General features: G+C 59.2%; 16 protein-coding genes. 3 read left to right on the top strand and 13 right to left on the bottom strand.

Annotated features, from left to right (window positions below; all coding sequences use genetic code 11):
- Positions 1–94 precede the first annotated feature (94 nt).
- On the bottom strand, positions 95–1,345 hold the full coding sequence (locus SH664x_RS13500; protein WP_437207230.1) for a sigma 54-interacting transcriptional regulator: 1,251 nt from the start codon (positions 1,343–1,345) through the stop codon (positions 95–97).
- Between the two features lie 268 nt (positions 1,346–1,613).
- Positions 1,614–2,000 carry a hypothetical protein gene (locus tag SH664x_RS13495; protein ID WP_437201724.1) on the bottom strand — a complete coding sequence of 129 codons (387 nt, stop codon included), beginning with the start codon at positions 1,998–2,000 and terminating at the stop codon, positions 1,614–1,616.
- Positions 2,001–2,282: 282 nt separating this feature from the next.
- Between SH664x_RS13495 and SH664x_RS13490 the strand changes: the two genes are divergently transcribed.
- Positions 2,283–2,483 (top strand): hypothetical protein, encoded by a 201-nt coding sequence (locus tag SH664x_RS13490; protein ID WP_437201722.1) that lies wholly within the window; start codon positions 2,283–2,285, stop codon positions 2,481–2,483.
- A gap of 169 nt (positions 2,484–2,652) precedes the next feature.
- Here the strand turns inward: SH664x_RS13490 and sthA are convergent, their stop codons facing one another.
- The 5 genes from sthA to lpxD all read right to left on the bottom strand — a co-directional run bounded on the left by sthA (position 2,653) and on the right by lpxD (position 9,003).
- The gene (gene sthA / locus SH664x_RS13485; RefSeq protein ID WP_437201720.1) at positions 2,653–4,050 is read right to left on the bottom strand and encodes a Si-specific NAD(P)(+) transhydrogenase; all 1,398 of its coding nucleotides are present in this window, start codon (positions 4,048–4,050) and stop codon (positions 2,653–2,655) included.
- A gap of 460 nt (positions 4,051–4,510) precedes the next feature.
- Positions 4,511–5,866: an ABC transporter permease gene (locus SH664x_RS13480; protein WP_437201718.1), complete on the bottom strand. Its 1,356-nt coding sequence runs from the start codon at positions 5,864–5,866 to the stop codon at positions 4,511–4,513.
- Positions 5,863–6,534 (bottom strand): ABC transporter ATP-binding protein, encoded by a 672-nt coding sequence (locus SH664x_RS13475; protein WP_437201716.1) that lies wholly within the window; start codon positions 6,532–6,534, stop codon positions 5,863–5,865. Before SH664x_RS13475 ends, SH664x_RS13480 begins: the two co-directional genes overlap by 4 nt.
- Positions 6,535–6,712: 178 nt before the next feature.
- On the bottom strand, positions 6,713–7,615 hold the full coding sequence (locus SH664x_RS13470; protein WP_437201715.1) for an LpxI family protein: 903 nt from the start codon (positions 7,613–7,615) through the stop codon (positions 6,713–6,715).
- Positions 7,616–7,923: 308 nt separating this feature from the next.
- Positions 7,924–9,003 (bottom strand): UDP-3-O-(3-hydroxymyristoyl)glucosamine N-acyltransferase, encoded by a 1,080-nt coding sequence (lpxD, locus tag SH664x_RS13465; RefSeq protein WP_437201713.1) that lies wholly within the window; start codon positions 9,001–9,003, stop codon positions 7,924–7,926.
- 290 nt (positions 9,004–9,293) lie between these two features.
- Here lpxD and SH664x_RS13460 point away from each other — a divergent pair, with 290 nt between their 5' ends.
- Entirely contained in the window at positions 9,294–13,895 is a 4,602-nt protein-coding gene (locus tag SH664x_RS13460) for an outer membrane protein assembly factor BamB family protein (protein WP_437201712.1), read from the top strand.
- 273 nt (positions 13,896–14,168) lie between these two features.
- On the opposite strand, the gene csrA is transcribed toward SH664x_RS13460, so the two are convergent.
- From csrA to SH664x_RS13445, 3 genes are all read right to left on the bottom strand, one after another.
- Positions 14,169–14,372, bottom strand: coding sequence for a carbon storage regulator CsrA (csrA, locus tag SH664x_RS13455; protein WP_437201711.1), 204 nt, complete (start codon positions 14,370–14,372; stop codon positions 14,169–14,171).
- 429 nt (positions 14,373–14,801) lie between these two features.
- Complete coding sequence (locus tag SH664x_RS13450) at positions 14,802–15,059, bottom strand: hypothetical protein (protein ID WP_437201709.1); 258 nt, start codon at positions 15,057–15,059, stop codon at positions 14,802–14,804.
- Between the two features lie 42 nt (positions 15,060–15,101).
- On the bottom strand, positions 15,102–15,467 hold the full coding sequence (locus SH664x_RS13445) for a 4a-hydroxytetrahydrobiopterin dehydratase (protein WP_437201708.1): 366 nt from the start codon (positions 15,465–15,467) through the stop codon (positions 15,102–15,104).
- Positions 15,468–15,862: 395 nt separating this feature from the next.
- On the opposite strand from SH664x_RS13445, the gene SH664x_RS13440 reads away from it, so the two are divergent.
- Positions 15,863–16,222, top strand: coding sequence for a hypothetical protein (locus SH664x_RS13440; RefSeq protein ID WP_437201706.1), 360 nt, complete (start codon positions 15,863–15,865; stop codon positions 16,220–16,222).
- A 219-nt stretch (positions 16,223–16,441) separates the two neighbouring features.
- Here SH664x_RS13440 and SH664x_RS13435 read toward each other — a convergent pair whose 3' ends face one another.
- From SH664x_RS13435 to SH664x_RS13425, 3 genes are all read right to left on the bottom strand, one after another.
- Positions 16,442–17,659, bottom strand: a complete 1,218-nt coding sequence (locus SH664x_RS13435; RefSeq protein WP_437201704.1) for a sulfotransferase family protein — start codon at positions 17,657–17,659, stop codon at positions 16,442–16,444.
- A gap of 360 nt (positions 17,660–18,019) precedes the next feature.
- Positions 18,020–19,081: an acyl-CoA dehydrogenase family protein gene (locus SH664x_RS13430; protein WP_437201703.1), complete on the bottom strand. Its 1,062-nt coding sequence runs from the start codon at positions 19,079–19,081 to the stop codon at positions 18,020–18,022.
- A 111-nt stretch (positions 19,082–19,192) separates the two neighbouring features.
- On the bottom strand, positions 19,193–19,555 hold the full coding sequence (locus tag SH664x_RS13425) for a hypothetical protein (RefSeq protein WP_437201702.1): 363 nt from the start codon (positions 19,553–19,555) through the stop codon (positions 19,193–19,195).
- Positions 19,556–19,648 lie beyond the last annotated feature (93 nt).

The following is a 19,648-nucleotide window of genomic DNA, read 5'->3' as shown; positions in this document are numbered from 1 at the left end:
GGACTCGTTGCAGCTAGGCCGATTTTTCACGAGGTATTGCGGAAAGTCAATAAAAAAAGGGTTTGACCTCCACGAATTCCCGAATTGGCACGTGTTACTCATCCTCACAAACGTCATTGTCGCGCAGAATTTCGTAACGTTTAATTTTTCGGTCGAGAGTCGACCTTTCGATTCCTAAAACTCGCGCCGCTCGCGATTTTCGCCAATTCAGGTTCTTCAGCGTGTTGGCGATGTGCCTCCGCTCCACTTCTTCGATTGACATTCCAGTGAACGGGCTGACATCGCGCAAGATTGTTCCGATGCCACGGTCAAAATCGGCGGCGTCGAGTTCCCGTTCCTGAGAGAGCATTGTCGCCCGCTCCACTGCGTTCCGCAATTCCGCCACATTCGCTGGCCAGTCGTAGGCCAACAATTGCGAAACTGCGTCGTGCGAGAGGTTTCGGCTGTTTCGGCTGAGACGCGATGAGTAGCTGTGATAGAAATAACCGGCAAGCTCGGGGATATCGTCCCGGCGGGAGCGTAACGGTTCGATAAACAGCTGAGCGACCGACAATTTGGAGAAGAGCTCCCCTGCCAGCTGCGGTTCTTGCTTTTCACCCCCGTCGGCATCGAGCATTGCCAGCGAAACGAACCGGGGAGGCAGGTCCCCGTAATCTCCCCGTCGGCGGCGCTCACCACTCTCGGAAAGAACTTCGAGCAGAGCGGACTGCGAATCGCTGGAGAGTTCGTCAACGCCATCCAGAATCACCGTGCCGGGCACCTGATCGACGGACGAAACATCCATCACCGACAGCCAAGAGGCGAGTTCCTGGCGGATTTCCTCGGGAGCGATGGCCGCACAGTCAACGGTCAGAAGCGAGCGATGCTGGCGGGGACCGAAATGATGCAGAGCCCGGGCCATATGCCGCTTGCCAACCCCATATTCTCCGAACACGAGCACATTGGCCGATGACTCCGCCAGCTTGGAAACATCTTCACGCAGCCGGCACGTGGCAGGGTGACTGCCCAGAATCGACCACTTCTGGGCCACTTCCGGAGACTCCACGGAGATGGAAGGGGCCTGCGGAGCGATATGCACTCCGGAAGAACCTCCGGACCCATTCTTCGCCACAAAGATCAAGTCTTCCTCGCCTGCAAAACGGATCACATCACCATGACTCAAAGGTGCTCTCCTCGCATCCCGACCATTGATTGAACTTCCATTCGAACTGCAGTCCACGAGCAGCCAACGGCAGCCGTCCCAGAAAATGACTGCGTGAATCTTGCTGGACTGCGGGCTGTGAAGCCTGAGATCCGCATGTTGTGCCCGACCAATGGAATAAATTCGTGACGAATTCAATGCCATCAGTTCGCGTCGTTCGACGCTTTGAATAGATGCTGCCGCCGCAGTGATGGAATCGCTTGCGATCATTCCAGACCCTGTGTTCACCCTCACACCCTGTTCGTTTCTAACGCAGAAGAGAACTTAAATGTAGAAATTTGCTCAGCAAGTGACAGAGGATTTGTGGAATTCTGGACCAATTCACCCAGAATTTCTGCGTGACGTTTTGCCTGAAAGAACTGCCCGAAATTACGTCGCTTGCGAATCATGTCCTTCGACCTTCAACTTCTCGTCACTTGCCCGGCGCTGACAAGTCGAGTGGTTGCTGACTCGTTAGGTAGAGCGCTGCCAAGGGTGCAACATCCTGTTCCACTGCCCGTCCAATTGTCGGCTTCGCTCCTGCGTGGTGCCGAAATTCGGCAATTGTCTCCGCAACCGGATTCTGCAGATAATCCGATCCAGTCGACCAGGCGTTGGCTGTTTTCCTGCCCGCAATTGAATGACCCTGATCCAGGCTGCGGATCCTGACGGACCCGACCTGCAGTTGGTTGTGCTCCGAATTTGCCAAGGCCGGCAGGCCAACAGTCGCACCGGCTATGGCGACGCCGCCAACCACCACAGCTTCCGACGACGGGACGACTCCTGCTTCATCATTAAGCAACTCTCGCCACAATTGCATTGGTCGGTACCTTGCCCTGCGACAGTTAAACGAGGCACTGCATTGCCTCATCCCGATGCATGTGGCAGCCTGAGACGATCGTTAAATTAGGAGTCACCGAAACCGAGGTCAAGCTGAAGTGTTCACGCAGGTGAACATCCTGCTTGAAGTTGCGATGAGAGCTGAGAATGTACTGAAATACAACAAATAGAGGTCTGTCGGGAATGCGCTCGACAAGTTGCCCTCAGCGAGTCAAAATCTTCCAGGACATTCCACTCACCTCCGAAGAACGGCAAATTCCCCATGAGCGAGCACTCGACGCCCCTGCCCTCATCTGAACCCGCACCGTTCACTTCGACGCAGGTGAAGCAGTTTGATGCAGATGATGCGGAAGCTGGAGCAGCGATCGGGAAGATGCTGTCGATCTTCTTCCTCTACACGGTCGCTGCCATGGCCTTTGCGACCAGCATTACCTACTGGTGGATTACCCACGCGAACGGGTAAGACGAGCCGACGGTCTGCTGCGTCAATGTACTGAAACAATGTACTGAAATCAGACAATGCAGTTTGAGAATCGTCTGCCGTCGTCGCCGGCTGTTGTGCTATTGCACAAGGGCGACTCGCGGGAACTCCAGAAGCGAGCCCGCGGCTGAGCGGACTTGCTCCGCCGCAATCAGAAGAGCCGGTTCAATCCGTTAAGAGCCGCCACTCGATAGGCTTCTGCCATCGTGGGGTAATTGAACGTCGAATTCACGAAATACATCAGGGTGTTATGCTCGCCCGGCTGCGACATGATCGCCTGGCCGATGTGGATGATTTCCGACGCATTCGAACCGAAGCAGTGAATCCCCAGCAGCTGCAGGGTCTCGCGATGGAACAGGATCTTGAGCATTCCGACTGTCTGACCCGTGATCTGGGCGCGGGCGAGGCTTTTGAACATGGAGTGTCCCACTTCATAGGGGACCCCTTCGGCCGTCAGTTCCCGTTCGGTCTTACCGAGTGAACTGATTTCCGGCGAGGTGTAAATTCCAGTCGGAATATCCTGGATCATGGCACGCTCGCAGCTGCCATAAATCAGGTGATGGGCTGCATAGCGCCCCTGCACATAGGCGGCACTGGCGAGTGAAGGAGGCCCGATGACATCGCCCACGGCGTAGATGTGGGGAACCGACGTCTGGAAGTCCGAGTTCGTCTCCAGCTGGCCCCGCTTGTTGATGCTGATGTCGAGCTTCTCCAGCCCCATGTCTTCTGTGTTTCCGGTCCTTCCGGCCGCCCAGAAGAGGATATCGGTCTTGATCTGCTTGCCGGATTTGAGATGCAGAATGACGCCGTCATCGGTCGGCTGCACACTGGCGTACGATTCGTTGTGGCGGATCAGGACACCTCGTTCCCGCAGCTGGTAGCTGAGCGCGTCGATAATCTCGTCGTCCAGGAACTCGAGCAGCTTGTCCCGGGTGTTGATCAGATTCACTTTGCAGTTCAAGTTGCGAAACATGGAAGCATATTCGCAACCGATCACCCCTGCTCCGTAGATGGTGATGGAGCGGGGTGTATGGCTGAGATTCAGGATCGTGTCGCTGTCACAGACCCGGGGATGGCTGAAGTCGATATCGGCCGGCCGGTAGGGACGCGATCCCGTTGCGATCACGAAAGCCCCGGCGTGGAGGATTCGCTTGCCGCCCAATTCGTCACGGACTTCAATGGTGTGAGCGTCGAGAAATGCGGCGTGGCCGTGAATGATGGGAACGTCGTTCCGCTCATAAAAACTGTTCCGCATGTCGACCTGCTTTTCGATCACCGATGCGGCACTGCGTCGCAGATCAGGCAGATCGGGAATGCTGGTCAGTCCGGCGTCACGGAACAGTTTGCTGTGAAACAGAGTCGTCGCCTGAAAGATGGCGTATCGCAGGGCTTTGCTGGGAATGGTCCCCCAGTGGGTGCAGCCGCCGCCAATCTGCTTGTACCGCTCGACAACCGCGACGGAACGGCCGAGCTTGGTGGCCTGCATCGCTGCGCCTTCGCCACCTGGGCCGGTCCCAATGACGACGACATCGAAATTCTGATCGCTCATAGTGAAAGCTGCCGTTGAAAATTCCCGTCGCGACTTGCTCCTGCACAATCTGACTATTGCTGCCCTGCGCTGCAACCCCATGAGGAATTGCAGGGATGGATGCATTTCCAGCAGTCAGAACTGATGCGTGGGGCAGAGGGCTTCGGTACTGGGCAACGGCGGTGGGAAGCCCGCAGGGATCTTCATCCGGAGTGGGGAGCCCCTTTGAACAGTCATGTTGACCATGGAGACGCGACGTTGCGGGATACACACAGCACAGCCCAGCACCGGGCAAATGGTCCTTGGGGCGCGCGAACGTTCCGCAGTGATACCCCGAGGGTGCGGTCGTGCAGCCTGATGCCCCGCGTCACCGTCCTCCCGGGAGTATTTTGGCTATGATTGTCCTGTCTTCGCCACGCGGATGTCCGCATGCCACCAAATGCAACGCTTGCGGCGCGGGCACAGGACACTTCAACCTGCTCTAGCCTTGCAGTCCTTCTGCCACATCCGTCCTGTAGGCGGTCAGGCCCGGCAGGAAGCCGACGAGGCTGGCCATCAGAATCAGCAGCGGGATCATGACAAACTCCTGCGCTGTGAAGGAGAGTGGATCGATCAGCAGGCCGCTGCGGTCCTCAATAATGGGAGCGGCGATGAACACCAGTGCGTGTCCCAGCAGCAGGCCGCCCAGGCCTCCCAGGACACAGAGCAGGACCGATTCCAGGAGGACGATGGAAAAGACCGTCTGGCGTTTGGCGCCCAGTGCTCTCATGACCGCAATCTCTTTTTTGCGTTCGGCCATGGAGTTGTAGATGCTCACGAAGATTCCAATGCCGGAAACCGCGATAATCAGGCCGGTCAGATAAAGAAACGCCAGCTGAACATTGCCGACGAGATTCGTCATCAGTCGGGACATGACCTGCACTGTGTTGGCGGCCTGAGCCTGAAAGCCCTGCTTCAGTCTCTGCTGCAGGCTCAGGGCGCGGTTGGCCCGTTCCAGTTCATCCCCTTTCATGACCAGCAGGACGCTGGTGACTTCTTTCTGCAAAGCCGATGGGGGACCGTGGTGATGGTGATGACCGGCGTGAGAGGAGTGATCGTGTGCCTTGATTTCCTCGATGTCCTTCTTGTAACGCTCGCGGATCTGGTCTTCGGTTTCGCCATAGAACTTGGCTTCCCGTTCGATCGCTTCTTCGATCGGCTGTTCGTGACCGGCCAGTTCGAAGAACCCGTCGAGCGCGACAAACGCGGTCCGGTCGTTCGGCGTGCCTGTCGGTGCCAGGACTCCCCTGACGGTGAACATTTCATCGTGGACGTGATCGGACTGTCCGGCATGCACCAGCTTGAACTGTGACCCGACACCCCAGCCATTCACCTTGGCGACTTGTGAGCCAATGACGGCATCCCAGGTTTCTTCGAGTCCACGGCCCCCCTGGTAGAATTCAAACTTCTTCCCCGGGACATACTCCGTGGTGAAGTATCGCGGGGTGGTGCCGACAATCGGGAAGTCGCCGACTTCGGTGGTGTCGCCGAGAGCAATCGGGATGGCTCGCGAGACAGAGGGATTGTTCTTGAGCTCTTCATAGAACCGCCAGGGGAGATTCTCGATCGGCTTGTCCATCCGGTAAATGGAACTCAGCACCAGCTGCAGGTCACTCCCCTTCGGCCCGACCACCAGATCGTAGCCGCTGCCCGACATGGTAAAGACCTCTTTGACCGCATTGTTGAGGATCAGCACGGCGATCATCAACGAGACACCCAGCGCCACGCTGAGGCCGGTCAGAAACGAGGCGAGCCAACGCTGACGAATGCTCTTGTAGGCGATGGTGATCAGATTCATTGTCGGCTCCCCGCCTGATTGAACGAATTCAGTTGCTCGACCCGTTTGAAGCGGGTGGAAACTTCCGGGGAATGCGTCACCAGCAGCAGCGAGATGTCAAACTCTTCGCAGGTCTCTGTGAGCAGCTTGAGGATGGTTTCCTGATTGGCGATATCGACGCTGGCGGTCGGCTCATCGGCGAGCATTAAACGGGGCCGGTTCGCCAGGGCGCGGGCCACGGAAACGCGTTGTTGCTCACCGACCGACAGTTGCTTGGGACGGTGGTGCATCCGCTGCGAGAGCCCGACCCGTTCCAGCAGCTTGCGGGCGTACGCGGGATTCGGCTTGCCGGAAAAGGTCATTCCCAGCAGGACGTTCTCCAGGGCGGTGAAGGCCTGCAGCAGGTGGAAAGTCTGGAAGACGATGCCGATCCGCTCGGCGCGGAATTGATCCCGGGCCGGTTCGACCAGGCGGGTAATGTCAAAGCCATCGATGAGGACGTGGCCGCGGTCTGGTGCGGTAATTCCGGCGATCACATTCAACAGCGTGGTTTTTCCGCCACCGCTCTGTCCCAGCAGGGCGACCTGCTCCCCCTGCTGCAGACGGAAGTGGGGAATGTTCAGCACCGGCAGCGTGCTCCCCCCCGGTTCGCGGTAGCTCTTCTGAACATCTTTGAGTTCGAGCGACATATCATTCCGACGGTCTGCGAGTCGTATGAAGAGACACGCCATCGGAAGTTTTCGACCCGTTCCAGGAGTCGATGGGAAACGGCTCGGAAGCAGGTCTGGTCGCTGGCGTGACTGCAGGAAGGCCCCGGCGGCAGCGCACTGCAGCCGGCGAGGAGTCATTAGAAACGCGCTGGACAGATTATGCAACTGAACGCAAATGCAATTCTTCTGCTTTTACAGAGACTATGGCAATGCCAAGCTTGTCCGCCAGGCGGATCACTTCGGGCTCATCCAGCAGAATGGTCATGCCCGTCTCGATCGCCAGCACGCGGGCTCCCGCTTCGCGCATGGTCTGGATGGTCTGCACGCCGACAGTCGGAACGTCGAAGCGCATATCCTGGCTCGGTTTGGCCACCTTGACGACGCACATATTACCGCGGCGACAGAGCTTACCCGCGCGGCGGATGCATTCATCCGTCCCTTCAATCGCCTCGATGGCAATCACCGCGGTATCGTTCACCACCACGGTCTGGCCGACGTCGAGACGGCCCATTTCCTTGGCCAGCTGCCAGCCGAAATGAATATCCCGCCACTGCGCCGGGGTCGGATGGCGGCGAGTCAGAAATCCGTGTTTCACGAGAATCTCCGGGCAGAAGTCGAGGGCGGAGCGGAAGTGAATTCCGTCTCGTTCAAATTCGTTGATCACCGCCAGCAGCAGCGTGTCATCCTTGCGATTCACACAGAACCGCAGCCACATGTTCAGGGTCCGCCAGTCCGGCAGCAGCTTCCAGAAGAGGAGCGGGTCAAATAGCACCCGTTTTTCCACTTTGCCTGCCATCACGGCGTTCAGGACGTTCCGCTTCTTGAAGAACTTGATCGCGGTGCCGATGCGGGCCAGCGGGGCGGTGCGGAAATGATCGCAGACGTCGCCCAGTTCCGGCGACGCCATGCCATCGATGCCAATGCACTGGACGGAATAGCCCATCTGCCGGGCAGCCTGGGCGAAGACGATCGGAAATCGTCCCCAACCCGCCAGCAGGCCGACGCGATCGCCGCGGCGGGGCTGAATGGGTAACAGACGTTCTCGGTACGAGTCGGACATGATGACGGACAAACTGGGCCCTGCTTCACAAAGCTGCAGGACAGTCGTGAGGGATGGATTTCAGTTACAGAGACGGTCGTTTTCGGGAAGACTTCTGACTGGCTCCGTTCCGTGCCCGCGTCGGAATCGGCTCATCAGGAGTCAGCGGAGAGTGCGTTGACGGGTCGCTGTGAACAGAAGTCCTTTCTTCAATTGCGGGAGGGAAAACAGGGTACGTGGATTCGGAGAGGAGTGGCCTTTGCCCCGGATCACACGCATTTCACTTGATCAAGAACAGGAATCCACGTTGAGGAACGGGGCAACACGTTCTAGGCTGCGGCGCGCTGGTCCTGTTCGGGAAGCAAGGCCGCCAGTTGTGCCTGAAGAGTTTCGATCTGGGAAGTCACTTTTTTGATCTGATCGCGCATCGCGGGAAGTTTCAGTGTCACCAGATGATTCCGGATGGCATCTTTTTCGGAGATCGCGGGGACGCCGTGATACATGCCGGGGACCAGCATATCTTCGATGACTCCCGCCTTGCCGCCGAACTTGAGTCCGCTGCCGATGTTGACATGGTCTGCGACGCCGACCTGTCCCCCCATCTGGACATAGTCACCAGTGGTGCAGGATCCGGCGAGTCCGACCTGTGAGGCAAAGGCGTTGTGGCGACCGATGCGGCAGTTGTGGGCGATCATCACCTGGTTATCGAGTTTGGTCCCCTGCCCGATGATGGTCGCTTCGATCATGCCCCGATCAATGGTGGCACACGCGCCGATTTCGACATCATCTTCCAGAATGACCATGCCGGTATGCGGGATCTTTTCGAGTCTCCCCGCAGCGAAGCGGTAACCGAAACCGTCGGCTCCCAGGACCGCGCCCGCATGCACGATCACGCGGTTTCGCAGGTGGACGTTCGGGTAGAGCACCGCATTGGCGTAGATCTGGCAGTCGTCACCGAAGGTGCAGTCGGCTCCGACAATGACTCCCGGACCGATCTCGCAGCGATTGCCGAGGACCACACCTTCCGCAATCTGGGCTCCCGGATGAACGATGCAGTCCTCTCCGCAGCGAAAAGAGGGGTGGACCAGTGCCTGCGGAGAAATTCCGCTTTCGGCCCGTTGCCGGGGAGGACGGAACAGCAGCATGACCTGAATGAAGGTCCGCTGCGGTTCGGCGACGATCAGCAGTGTTTTCGTGGTGCCGGTCAGCAGGGCTGCGACTTCTTCCGTGACCAGAACGGCCGCGGCAGCACTTTTGGTGATGGCTGTGAGCTGTTTGCGCGATTCCCCATAGGAAATCTCGTCCGCCTCGGCCGACTCGAGCGGGGCGACGTCGCGCAGAGCGAGGGTTGCATTCCCCTGGATTCTCGCGCCGATATTTGAAGCTAACTCCTGTGCGGAGAGGAACATCCGTTGCATCCTTGCATTGGGCGGGCCGGCTTGGCCCCATGCTCAAGCGGATGGTTCTAACGCATCAGCAGCAATCGGGCAACCTCTTTCTGGTCCGCGTCGAGCCTAGCGGCGTTCGACCGGCGAATTCCGCTTTCCCGCCTGTCGTTCTGTCGGGACGAGCGATGGCAAAGGGGTTCCCCGTCCTCACGCTTCGGGGAAGATGACGCGGGGGGACCGTGACCCCACGGCTGGAGATGGTTATCCTTTATCAGGAGAATTCTGCCCACCCCTCAGCAGGGAATCCGGGGATGACAACGCAACGCAGGAATTGGTGCCACAAGGGAGTTCGAACGCTCAGCGGACTGCTGTTCGCGATGGCCCTCCTGTACAGCTCTGGCCGGCAGGCGGTCGCTCAGCCGTTCCCCGGCATGGTCATGCCGGAGCGGACGGAACCCGGGGTCAACCATATCCTGCGACTTCCTCGCGACCCGCTGGCCCAGACAGCGCTGGTCAAAGCCCGTCAGACAATCGAAGCGGGAAATGTGGCGGAAGGTCTGGAAGCATTACAGCAGATGCTCGACTCCGGCAGCGACTTTTTCATTCCCAAAGGGGTGACGGTCACCGAGTCGCACCTGGATCAGATCGAATCGTTGATACTCAGCTCGGCTGCGGAGTATCAACGACTTTACGGCTCGGCGGCGCAGCAGATGTTCGACGAGTCGCAGCGGAATCAGGATCAGCTTTTACTGGAGGAATTGATCCGTCGATTCCGCCTGACCGAGGCGGGAGCCAAAGGACTCCGGGAGTTTTCCCGGATCGTGCGGGACCGGGGGGAGCCAGTCTATGCCGCCCGTCTGCTCGAACTGCTCGCGGAACATCCCGCAGCGAACGACCGGCAGCAGTTGCTGCGGGAGGCGGCCGAACTGTTGCTGCGTGCGGGGCAGCCCCAGCGCGCCGCAGCGCTGCTCTCCCGTCACGCGACCGCCTTTCCGGACGGTGCGCCGAATGTCGACGCTCTGACCGTTCCGAACCGGGATGCGAAAATTCCGTCAGCTGCGGAAGGCACCCTCTACGAGTGGAGAACCCCCTATGGAGGATTGCAGCAGACCGGGCAGGTAGGGTTTGCTCCGGCGATCTACGACGACGCGTGGAGTTCGCCGCTGGTGCTGGAGTACGACTTTGATGCCCTGTTTCCGAACACGAAACTGATCGATCAACTGGTCAAGGACAATCGTGAACTCGCGAACGGAATCGAAAAGAAGGTCCGCAGCCGGAAAAACCGGGCTGTCTTTCCGGCGGGAAGACCGCTGATCGTGAATGACCTCCTGATTACAGTCGGGGGAGGCAGCGTGAAGGCGCTGAATCTGCACACGGGCAAGCTGCAGTGGAACGGCGTGATCGTCGATCAGACCTTCAGCTTTCTGTCCAAAGGTTCCTACTCGCCCTCGGACGCCAAAGATCCCGTGCGGGAGGAGATTCGCAATCTCTTCACTGCCATTCGGGACTGGCGGGACCTGACTTCCTCTTCGCTGAGTACGGACGGCAAACAGGTCTATGCGATCACGGACTGTGCACTGGTCGGGGCGACGACACCGCAGCGCATCATGCAGAGTTCCACCCGCAACATGCTGCTTCCGCAGCGTTCGAACCGGCTGCATGCATTCGATCTGGCGACGGACGGAATGCTGCGCTGGTCGATCGGCACGAACTCGACCGAGGGGAGTATGCTCGACGTCATGGGGGAGGCCCCACGCGAGATCTTCTTTCTGGGGCCGCCACTGCCGGTGGATGGGAGGCTTTTCGTCATGGGTGAAGAGCGGGGGCAGATCCAGCTGATCGAACTTGATCCGGCGACCGGATCATTGCTGTGGTCCGTCGGTCTGTTGAATCCGCAGGGAGATCTGTTGCAAGACAGTGGCCGGCGGCTGGCCGGTCTCATGCCCGCCTACGCCGATGGTCTGCTGATTTGCCCCACGGGCGAAGGAGTCATTACCGCCGTCGATCCGCTCCGGCGAAAAATGGTCTGGTCCCAGCCGTATGTTCATCGGGAGAAGTCGGATACCCAGCGGATGATGGTGATGCAAATGCTCCGCTCCACCAATGACTCGATCGACGAGTCCGTCGAGGAACTGCTCGATGATCAACGCTGGATGGACGCCCGGCTGATTGTGGCGGGGACTTATGTCATTGCGACTCCCCCCGATGAAAATCTGCTCGTTTGTCTGAACGTTGAAGATGGCCAGCCTGTCTGGACGCAACATCTTCCCCGGCTGCAGATGCTCTATGCCCCGTGTGTCGCAGACGACCGGCTGATCGTTGTGGGGCGGGGTGAGGTGCAGGCGTTGCGTCTGTCGGATGGTCAGCCGGTCTGGCCGGTACCGGTGCAGATTCCCCTCCCCTCCGGTCGGGGGGTGCGGATGGGGAATCAGTTTCTGCAGCCACTCGACACAGGGGAAATCGGACTGATCGATCTTTCCGCCGGACGACTCCTCAGCCGCATTCCGGTCACATCGGGGGGAGTTCCCGGCAATCTGGTCGCGGCGAACGGCACTCTGGTCTCGCAATCGGGAGCCCACATCTCGGCCTTTCGTTCTCAGGCCGCGGTGATGGCGGAGCTGACCCGCCTGCTGGAGGCGAATCCCGATCATGCGGAAGCACTGTCCCTGCGTGGAGAACTGGCGGTGCAGCGGGGAGATCTGGCGGGGGGACTCCCCGATCTCCGGCGAGCTGTCGCCGCTGGAAGTCAGACGCGTGCGGAGCGGGTTCTGTCGTGGGCGCTGCTCGAAGGACTGCGGACCGACTTTGCCACCTACCGTGAGTCCATTTCCGAACTGGAACAGCTTCCGCTGGATCCGGAGCAGCGGCTGCAGTTCCTGCTGTCTTCGGCCAAGGGACTGCAGGACTCGGGAGAGCGGAACAGCGCGCTGCTCGCCTATCTGAATGTCCTCGAAATCCTGGGCGACGCTCAGACACTGAGAAACCGCGACAATTCGTGGGCGACCTCGGACAGCCGGTGGGTGCTCGCGCGAATCGAAGAATTGTTTCAGGCTGCACCTGACGACGAGCGGTTGAGCCTGCGGCAGTCGATGGACTCCTGGGTGAAAGGGACCGCTTCCGATGAACTCGTCTTGCGGTTGCTGCCATCCATTCCGCAGAGCTGGGTTGCTCCCGAGGCGGTTCTGGAGCGGATGGAGCTGATTCCCTCTGGAAACAGATTGAACCTCCAGCGGGAAGCCATTCTCACCGCTCTGGCCCGTTCGGAGGAGCTGGCCATCTCGCTGCGCTCCAAACTGTTGCTGGCGACACTGTCTGCTCACCTGAAAGATGCTGACGAGCTGGACCGGATCCTGCTGGAACTGGAAGCGGCCGATCCGTCGACCGAGCTGGAGCCCGGACGCACCCTCGCTGACGCGCTGCAGCCGATCCGGGAGAATTCGCTGGCGACAGCCTTGAGGAAGACAGTGCTGCGTTGGCCGCCTCATGCCCACGTGACGGAGGATCGTCCGTTCGAGTCTTCCAACACTTCGTACCAGCTTCCGCTGTTTGGGCCGGTCTCCCCCCAGTTGAAAGGCTGGACCTTCTTCATTGAACAGATGGGGGGCAAGATCGACATCGTGGACGCACACGGAGTGCATCGGGCACAGGTGCCGACCGGGCAGGCGAACAGCCGCTACGCGGGGATGTCGCAGGGACGTTATGTCAGCGTCTCCAATCACCTCGCGCTGATCGTGCTGATGGACCATTTTGTGATCGTGAATCTGCTGACGGAATCCGGCGATCCGTCGCGGATCGCCACCCGATCGCTCGATTCCGGTGAAGACCGCATCTACGGCAGCCGTTCGTTTATTGCCCAGCAGATGATTCCAGGGCTGCGGACGATGCGCGGAGGGGTCCCCGGCGGTCCGCAATATGGCAATGTCGGGCCGCTCACACAGTCGCTCCTGTGTTACACTCACCGGGACCAGCTGATCGCGATCGATCCGCTGTCGGGGCGAGAACTCTGGACCCGTCGAAACATTCCCACCGGAAGCGAGATTCTGGGGGATGAGCACGTCGTGATCGTCAAAACTCCCGATTCGAATGAACTGCAGTTGTTTCGGGGCAGCGATGGAAAGAGCCTTGGCATCAGCACACTCCCGGCGGGGGTGATTGTCTCGTTCGAACGGTCGGGGGGAGACTGGGGACGATTCACGCCTGTGGTGCGTCGAGACCAGAACGGATTCGAATGGAGCCTCGTGGACTTGACCAGCAATGAGGTCCACTGGAAACAGACTGCGTCGACAGGCACGATCTGGAGCTGTGTCAACGGACAGCAGGTGGCATTCCTGACGCCGGAGCGAGAGCTTTCTGTATTCGACCCGCTGTCGAAAACGGAAATTCTGCGAGTAGAAGTCCCGGAGACGGGGGGGGCGCGGCAGTTCACTCTGCTCGAATATCCTGAACAATGGATTCTGGCAACCAGCAGCCGTGATACCGATCGCCGGCGCTTCGAGCTGCAGCGACTGCGCGAATTCAGTCAGTGCCCGGTCGATGGAGTGCTGGTGGCGATTGATCGCTCCACCCGTCAGCTGGCCTGGTCGCAGTCATTGAAGGATTTTCGACTGGTGTCGGACCCTCCCGGAGCGTGGCCGGTCCTGGTGCTGACGAGCCTGCGGTCGCGGACGCTGAACCTGTTGCTGTTGAATCGGCACACCGGCGCAGAGATCTACCGGGTGGCGGCGCTCGATCAGGAAAGCGGGATGAGCTGGTGGGGAGAGGTTTCTCCGTTCCGAATTCTCTTCCGGATCGGGCGGGAAAGCCTGTCCCTGAATTTCGATTTTACGCCCGAAACAGGTCCACGGCCGCAGAACGGCCTGCCCCCACAGGCGGAACCAGGAATCGAGCCGACACTGCCGCGCGAACCACAGTGAGGCCGCAGGGCGTCTGCCGGCGAAGGAGCGAGTGAGACTCGATTCTGCGCGGACGATCAATCCACCGGCACGAGATGCCCAGCCAATTCGGCGGGGTCGAGCCCAATGGACAGACTGCGTGCCGATTGCCGATTGCCGAATTTGTTGACCGGACGGAATCAGACCCGACTGAACCAGGGCTCACTGCTCTGTGGCCCCGCAGCTCACGTCCCGATTACTGGAAATCGCAGATCCGCAGAGCGGAAACGGGCAGATCGACAGTCAAAAAGTTCTCTAGCGGGCTTCGCTCGAGGTGGGGTGATCGGCATCGTCGCGCTCTTTCAGAATGGCGCGATACACTTCTTCGCGGTGGATGCTGACATGCTTCGGGGCTTCAATCCCCAGCCGCACCTTGTCCCCCTGGATGGACACGACCATTAAGGTGATCGAATCGCCAATGATGATCTTCTCGTCCTGTTTCCGGCTTAGTACAAGCATGACTCCCGCTTCCTGTTTCAGCTCCGATGGATCATCTTCCCTTCTTTGGTCGGATGAATGAGCAACCCTAGCTCAATGGAGATTGGGAGGACGGTGACGAAATGCCTCAATTTGCGTTTGGCGGCGCGAAGAGGTCAGTTCTACCGGTCCGAACGACCACCACGAACTGCAGCGGACAAAGGGATCGCGCCCCATCCTGTCGGATCTGCTGCCTCTGCCAGCTGCACGACTGGGATGGATTACGGAATTTGAAACGAGAGCAGTTTGGTCTCTCTTAGCGGAGTGGTGGGGAATTCAGGCTGAAAACTGACCCGGTCCCGGCCTCTGCTCCCGCTGCCCGGTCCGATCGCCAACCTGTTTTCTGCTCCTGCTCCCTGCTGCCGGGGCCTGAGATTCAGCAATCGAGAGCGCACGGAACTTGGGAGCGTGTCAACTCTCTGATCGCCCCGGGGGTGCGGCCGCGTCCGTGTCGGAGGGAGGAGCGACATTCGGCGGCGGTGGGGGAGAGGTCAACGCAGTCGCCGCCCCGAAGCCGAGCAGGACCGCTCCAAACAGCGTCAGCGAGATCGCGAGGAAGACTCCGGAGACGATTTTCGCAAGTTCTTTGTGCCGGTCGCTACCGTGCCGGGTGCCGACATTTCCTGAGAAAAGCGACGCGAGCAGCATCAGGATCGCGGTGGTGATCATGGAACGGGAGCTTCTTGTGATGCCCGGCCTGCTGGCTGTCAATTACCTGGCAGACTTTTCGGCAACCGGGATGTCGTTAATCTTGGCAGCAATAATAAAGTCGTTCTCGGAGAGGCCACCGATGGCATGCGTGCTTAATTCGACACGGACCTTCCGGTAACCGGTCAGATGCAGATCGGGGTGATGCTGCTCCGCTTCGGCAACCTCTGCAATTCGGTTGAGAAATTCCATTCCGGCGACAAAGTTCCTGACCGTCCAGGAACGGGCGATCGAGGAATGGTCGTCGGAGAGCTGCCAGCCGGGGACGCTGGCGAGCAACTGTTCGGAAACTTCACGGGAGAGTTTCTCGACGCCCCCCTCGCACGGGAGGCATTTTTTGCTGCGCAATTGCTCGGAGGTGATTGTCATCAGCGTCTCTCCCCTGAAATTTTCGGAACTGGAACCCCGGGATCAACCCGCCGGTTTTGACGTCAGCGGCCGAGAGGGAGGGGGCCGGAAGGGCGCTTCCGTTTCGTCTCCCTTCTCGAAATTTGGTCCCCCGCCCGGGCCGGGGACTCACACTTTCAGTCATACCGCAGATTTGCTCATTGAGAAGCCCGGGAGGGTTCGTTCCCGAAAGATTGTTGAATCGACGGTCGGGGAGTCAGAAATCGCTCAAGCAGGTGTGGTAAAAGATCTTGCTCCCTGAGAGGGTTTCCGTAAAAATTCGGTGCTGCTTTGAAAAGTGTGGCGCTTGCGCTGACTGCCCCGCGTTGACTCTGCAGAGGCTCGCAATGATTCACGCCGGTCCGAGGTTTGTGGCAATGTTGAAATCTGTCAGACAATTCAAGCCGGGCGACCACATCATTTACCGGGTCACCAAGCACAGCACGAAGCCCGGCCCCCGGGCCCGGAAAGTCGCCCCCTCGCCTCACGGCGACAACTACACCTATCAGGTGGACAAGTTCTGGATCGTGGATCGCGTCCTGGAGGACGGACAACTCCTGATCCGGACGCGACGCGGCAAAACCCGGGTTGTTTCCGGACAGGACCTGAATCTGCGTCCCCCCGCCTGGTGGGAGAATCTTCTGTACCGGGGACAGTTTCCTCAGGCTTTGTCAGAAAATTCCTCAGAGAACGCGACAGCCGGTCCGACGGTGGGGTCGACTTCTCCGCAGGGGTAATCTCCCGGCTCTTTCGAAGGAACTCCCGCCGTTGCTCCCAAATTGTGAGCGCGATTCTGTCACTGCGGCCTGAACGTCGTCTCTCTGGGACCGCAGGAATCCGCTCTCCCCGGGCAGCGTAAGACTTTGGACGTTTGACTGCTCCGTTTTTGCCACGCGGAAGTCAGCATTTCACCAAGCGAAACGCTTGCTGCGCGGGATTGGACAGTGCAATCTGTTTCAGCAGGCCGCCGGACTCCGGACAGAGGGCGATTCGTCGAGGCGGCTGGGATATCCGAATCGCTCGAACGCGGGGCGGGTCCGCTCGTAGACCATCCGCATCAATTCGGGGTCCATATCGAACCGGTTTTTCTTGTATTCCTTGATCGTCGACATCCGCGCCCGCAGCAACGGTTCGAGGTGGTTCCAGCCGGGGAGTGACAGTTTCCGGTACAGGTCACCCAGGCTGTTGAGAGGATCTGCGTCGAGATCTTCATACCGGATCTCATACAGGTTCCCCGCCGGAATCAGGGGGCGGGCTTCCTCATAAAGGTGGAAGCACCGCATGTAAAGATGCAGCACTTCTTCGGGAGTGTGCGAGTGATCGACGTTGGAGAGGGTGTTCTCCCGGAACATCGTTTTCCGCAGATGCACCGAGGAATTAAACACGGCGTAGGGGTCGCGGTAGATGTAGACGAACTTCGCATCCGGGAACATCTCGACCAGCTTGGGGACGCGGAAGGTGTGCGTCGGCGACTTCAGCAGGACACGACGGTTCCACTTGAGCGTCAGCTTTTTGAGATAGTGGCGGAAAGACTGCTCCCAGCGTCGTTCTTCGTGTGGCTGCATTTCCCGGACGTCGAAATAACGCTCGAACTTCTCGCGTCGTTCGTGGAAAGCGAGCATCAGATAAGGGGAGTACAGACACATGATCAGCAGGGCGATTTCATCTTCCTGCGGTTCTTCCCAGCCGACTGGAACGCTGTCCATCGGACGGGTCTCGGGAAGAAAGCGGGCTGTCAGGGGTGACAGAATCGGTGCAAAGGTCAGAAAACTGCCCGGCCAGAAGACCTCTGCCAGATTGGGCGTGACGAACTGCGGATCGAGCGCCAGCAGGCTTTGCAGCAGTGTCGTTCCACTTCGCCAGTGTCCCAGAACGAATACCGGCGGAGCAGTCAGTTCGGTGCGCTCGACCCTTCGACCCTGCACAAGGGTTTCGACAAGATTCGCAAAGGAGTTCCACGGTGCCGTGAAGAAGAAGCTCGCAATTTTGCCCCAATGGTGACGGTCGAGCGGAGGCCGCAGACTCAGAAAGCGGATCAGTCCGGGGATGTCGAGACCGTGAAATGCGGTCAAACCTAACTGTGTCCCGTCACTCACCTTGGCACCGACGGGCGCCACAGGGGAGGCACTCGGAGGGTTGCGGCTCTGATCGGTGGTGGTGATGACGCTCGCCAACTTCCAGCTCCTTCGCCCCGCTATCGCATCGTCAGTCTGGATCGCCAGTCGCCGGGTGCGCAGTCGTGCCCCTCGGCCTCTGGCCTCGGAAACTATCGTCCTGCAAGAAGCTCGCCATTCCGTTTATCTGGGCCGGGCTTCACATTCTCGCTATTGAGTTCATCGAGCCTCTCCCAATGCGTTTTTCCTGTTCGACCCGATTCTGCGCAATAGGAGGAAATTTGCCATTCTTCCCGCTCTGGGAGGATGGGAGACGTGCGAGTCGTTGCTATATCTGCTGATGGGGAAATGTGTTGTGGCAGATTCACTGTGATTGCGAAGATTCCGCAGCACTTCCTGTCGGTTTTCCCGGCCTTCCCCTCAAAAGCACGCCAGTTCTTCCAGCACCCCTTGTACCACCGGTTGCGGGCAGGACCAGACCAGAAAGAACATTGCTTGCCGAACAGCCAGTTCCGCAGGGTGCCCGCGCACGTACCCTGCTCCCTTGCTGATCGCCACGCCCGCCTGCGTCAGTCGCAGGACCAATGAATTGGCCCGCTGACGAATTGCCGCCGCACTGACCGAAGGGAGATCCGCGGGCGCGTCGATCGAACGGTAGAGATCGGTCCTGATTTCCAGCAGTTCATTCGCGAACTGTTCGGCGACGGAAGCGATCTCCGGCCGGTGCTCCGCTTCTTCTTCGATCAAGTCCAGAGCCCGGGCGGCCAGTCCCAACGCCAACGTTGAGGTGCTGACAGAGCCGGCCCCTCCTCCCCCCTGCTTCATGATTCCGTCGACCGGTCCGGCAATCAGCCAATCGCGGGAAAGAGTGACATTATGAAGCTCAACCGATGTGGTTTTTGACGCACCTAAGGCCATCAGCTGGATGGGGGCGGCAATTTGCACCCCTTCCAGCTTCGTTGGCACAGCCACCAGAATCTGCTGGCCATCGTCGCATGTCCCACCAGTCACCAGATAGTCCGCATGCGCAGCCCCGGTCACCCAGGGGATCGTCCCCTTTAGCGTCATCCGATTCCCGGAGAAGTCGACGGTCACCGCAGGAACGCGCTGGTGCTGTCGCGAGGTCGTCAGATGCGAAATGCCGACTGTGGCAAAGGTCTTGCCGGCCGCCAGATCGGGGAGAAGCCGTTCTTTCAGACGGGCATTTTCGCTGATGGCGAGCCGTTGGCAGGCGGCATTGCGCTGGGTCAGAATCAGTGTGGTCACCAGACAGGAAGCTGCGAGAGCTTCGTATCCCCGCAGCAGTTCGGAGTTCGAAACATCGAAGCCCCCGAACTCGCGTGGAATGGTCCAGCCCATCACCCCTTCACCGGCGAGCCACTGCAACTGTTCCGCCGGCCACTCCTCCCGCAGTTCGAGAGTTGTGCCTGCCTGAGCAAGGCGGAGAAGAAGCTCATCGGAAACGAGAATCAGATTGCTCATAGACTTCCGAGGATATCACAGGCCGTGTCGCGGGCAACTGGTGACGGGCCTCACTGGAACTGCGGGCTCCCGAAGCAATGTTTTCAGACGGTCACCGACTGGAACGGTCTTCTACCTGGGAGCAACGCAGGTCTGGAGGAGGTTTTCCAGCGATTCACCCCACATCCGCAGCAGGACAATTGCTGATGTGATCAACAGCACCTCGTACAGCAGACATAACGCAATCGCCCACCAGCGATGTGAGAAGCGAAAGATCCCGAGCAGAAAACAGCCATACAGGAAGAATCCTGATGCCAGAAAGAGTTCCCTGTGCTGGACCGCAAAATCGGAAACCGCGATGACGAACCGTGCCTGCGGCAGCTGTGCTGCTTCAGCCGGCAATGCGATTTGCTGAAGCTGCTTCAGGCGAGGCACGATCCCCAGCAGGATCTCAAAGACCAGCAGCCCGCAACTGCCGATCAGGAGTCCTCGCAAGACACCGATCAGTGTCTGCGAGGGACGGGTGCGAACCTTGTTCGGGGGTGTGGTCTGAATATTGACATCCCTGGTGGAATGGGCGTCTTTCGA

Source organism: Planctomicrobium aquicomposti (assembly GCF_051466325.1).
Taxonomy (GTDB): domain Bacteria; phylum Planctomycetota; class Planctomycetia; order Planctomycetales; family Planctomycetaceae; genus Planctomicrobium.
This window is presented reverse-complemented; position numbering and strand designations above follow the sequence as displayed.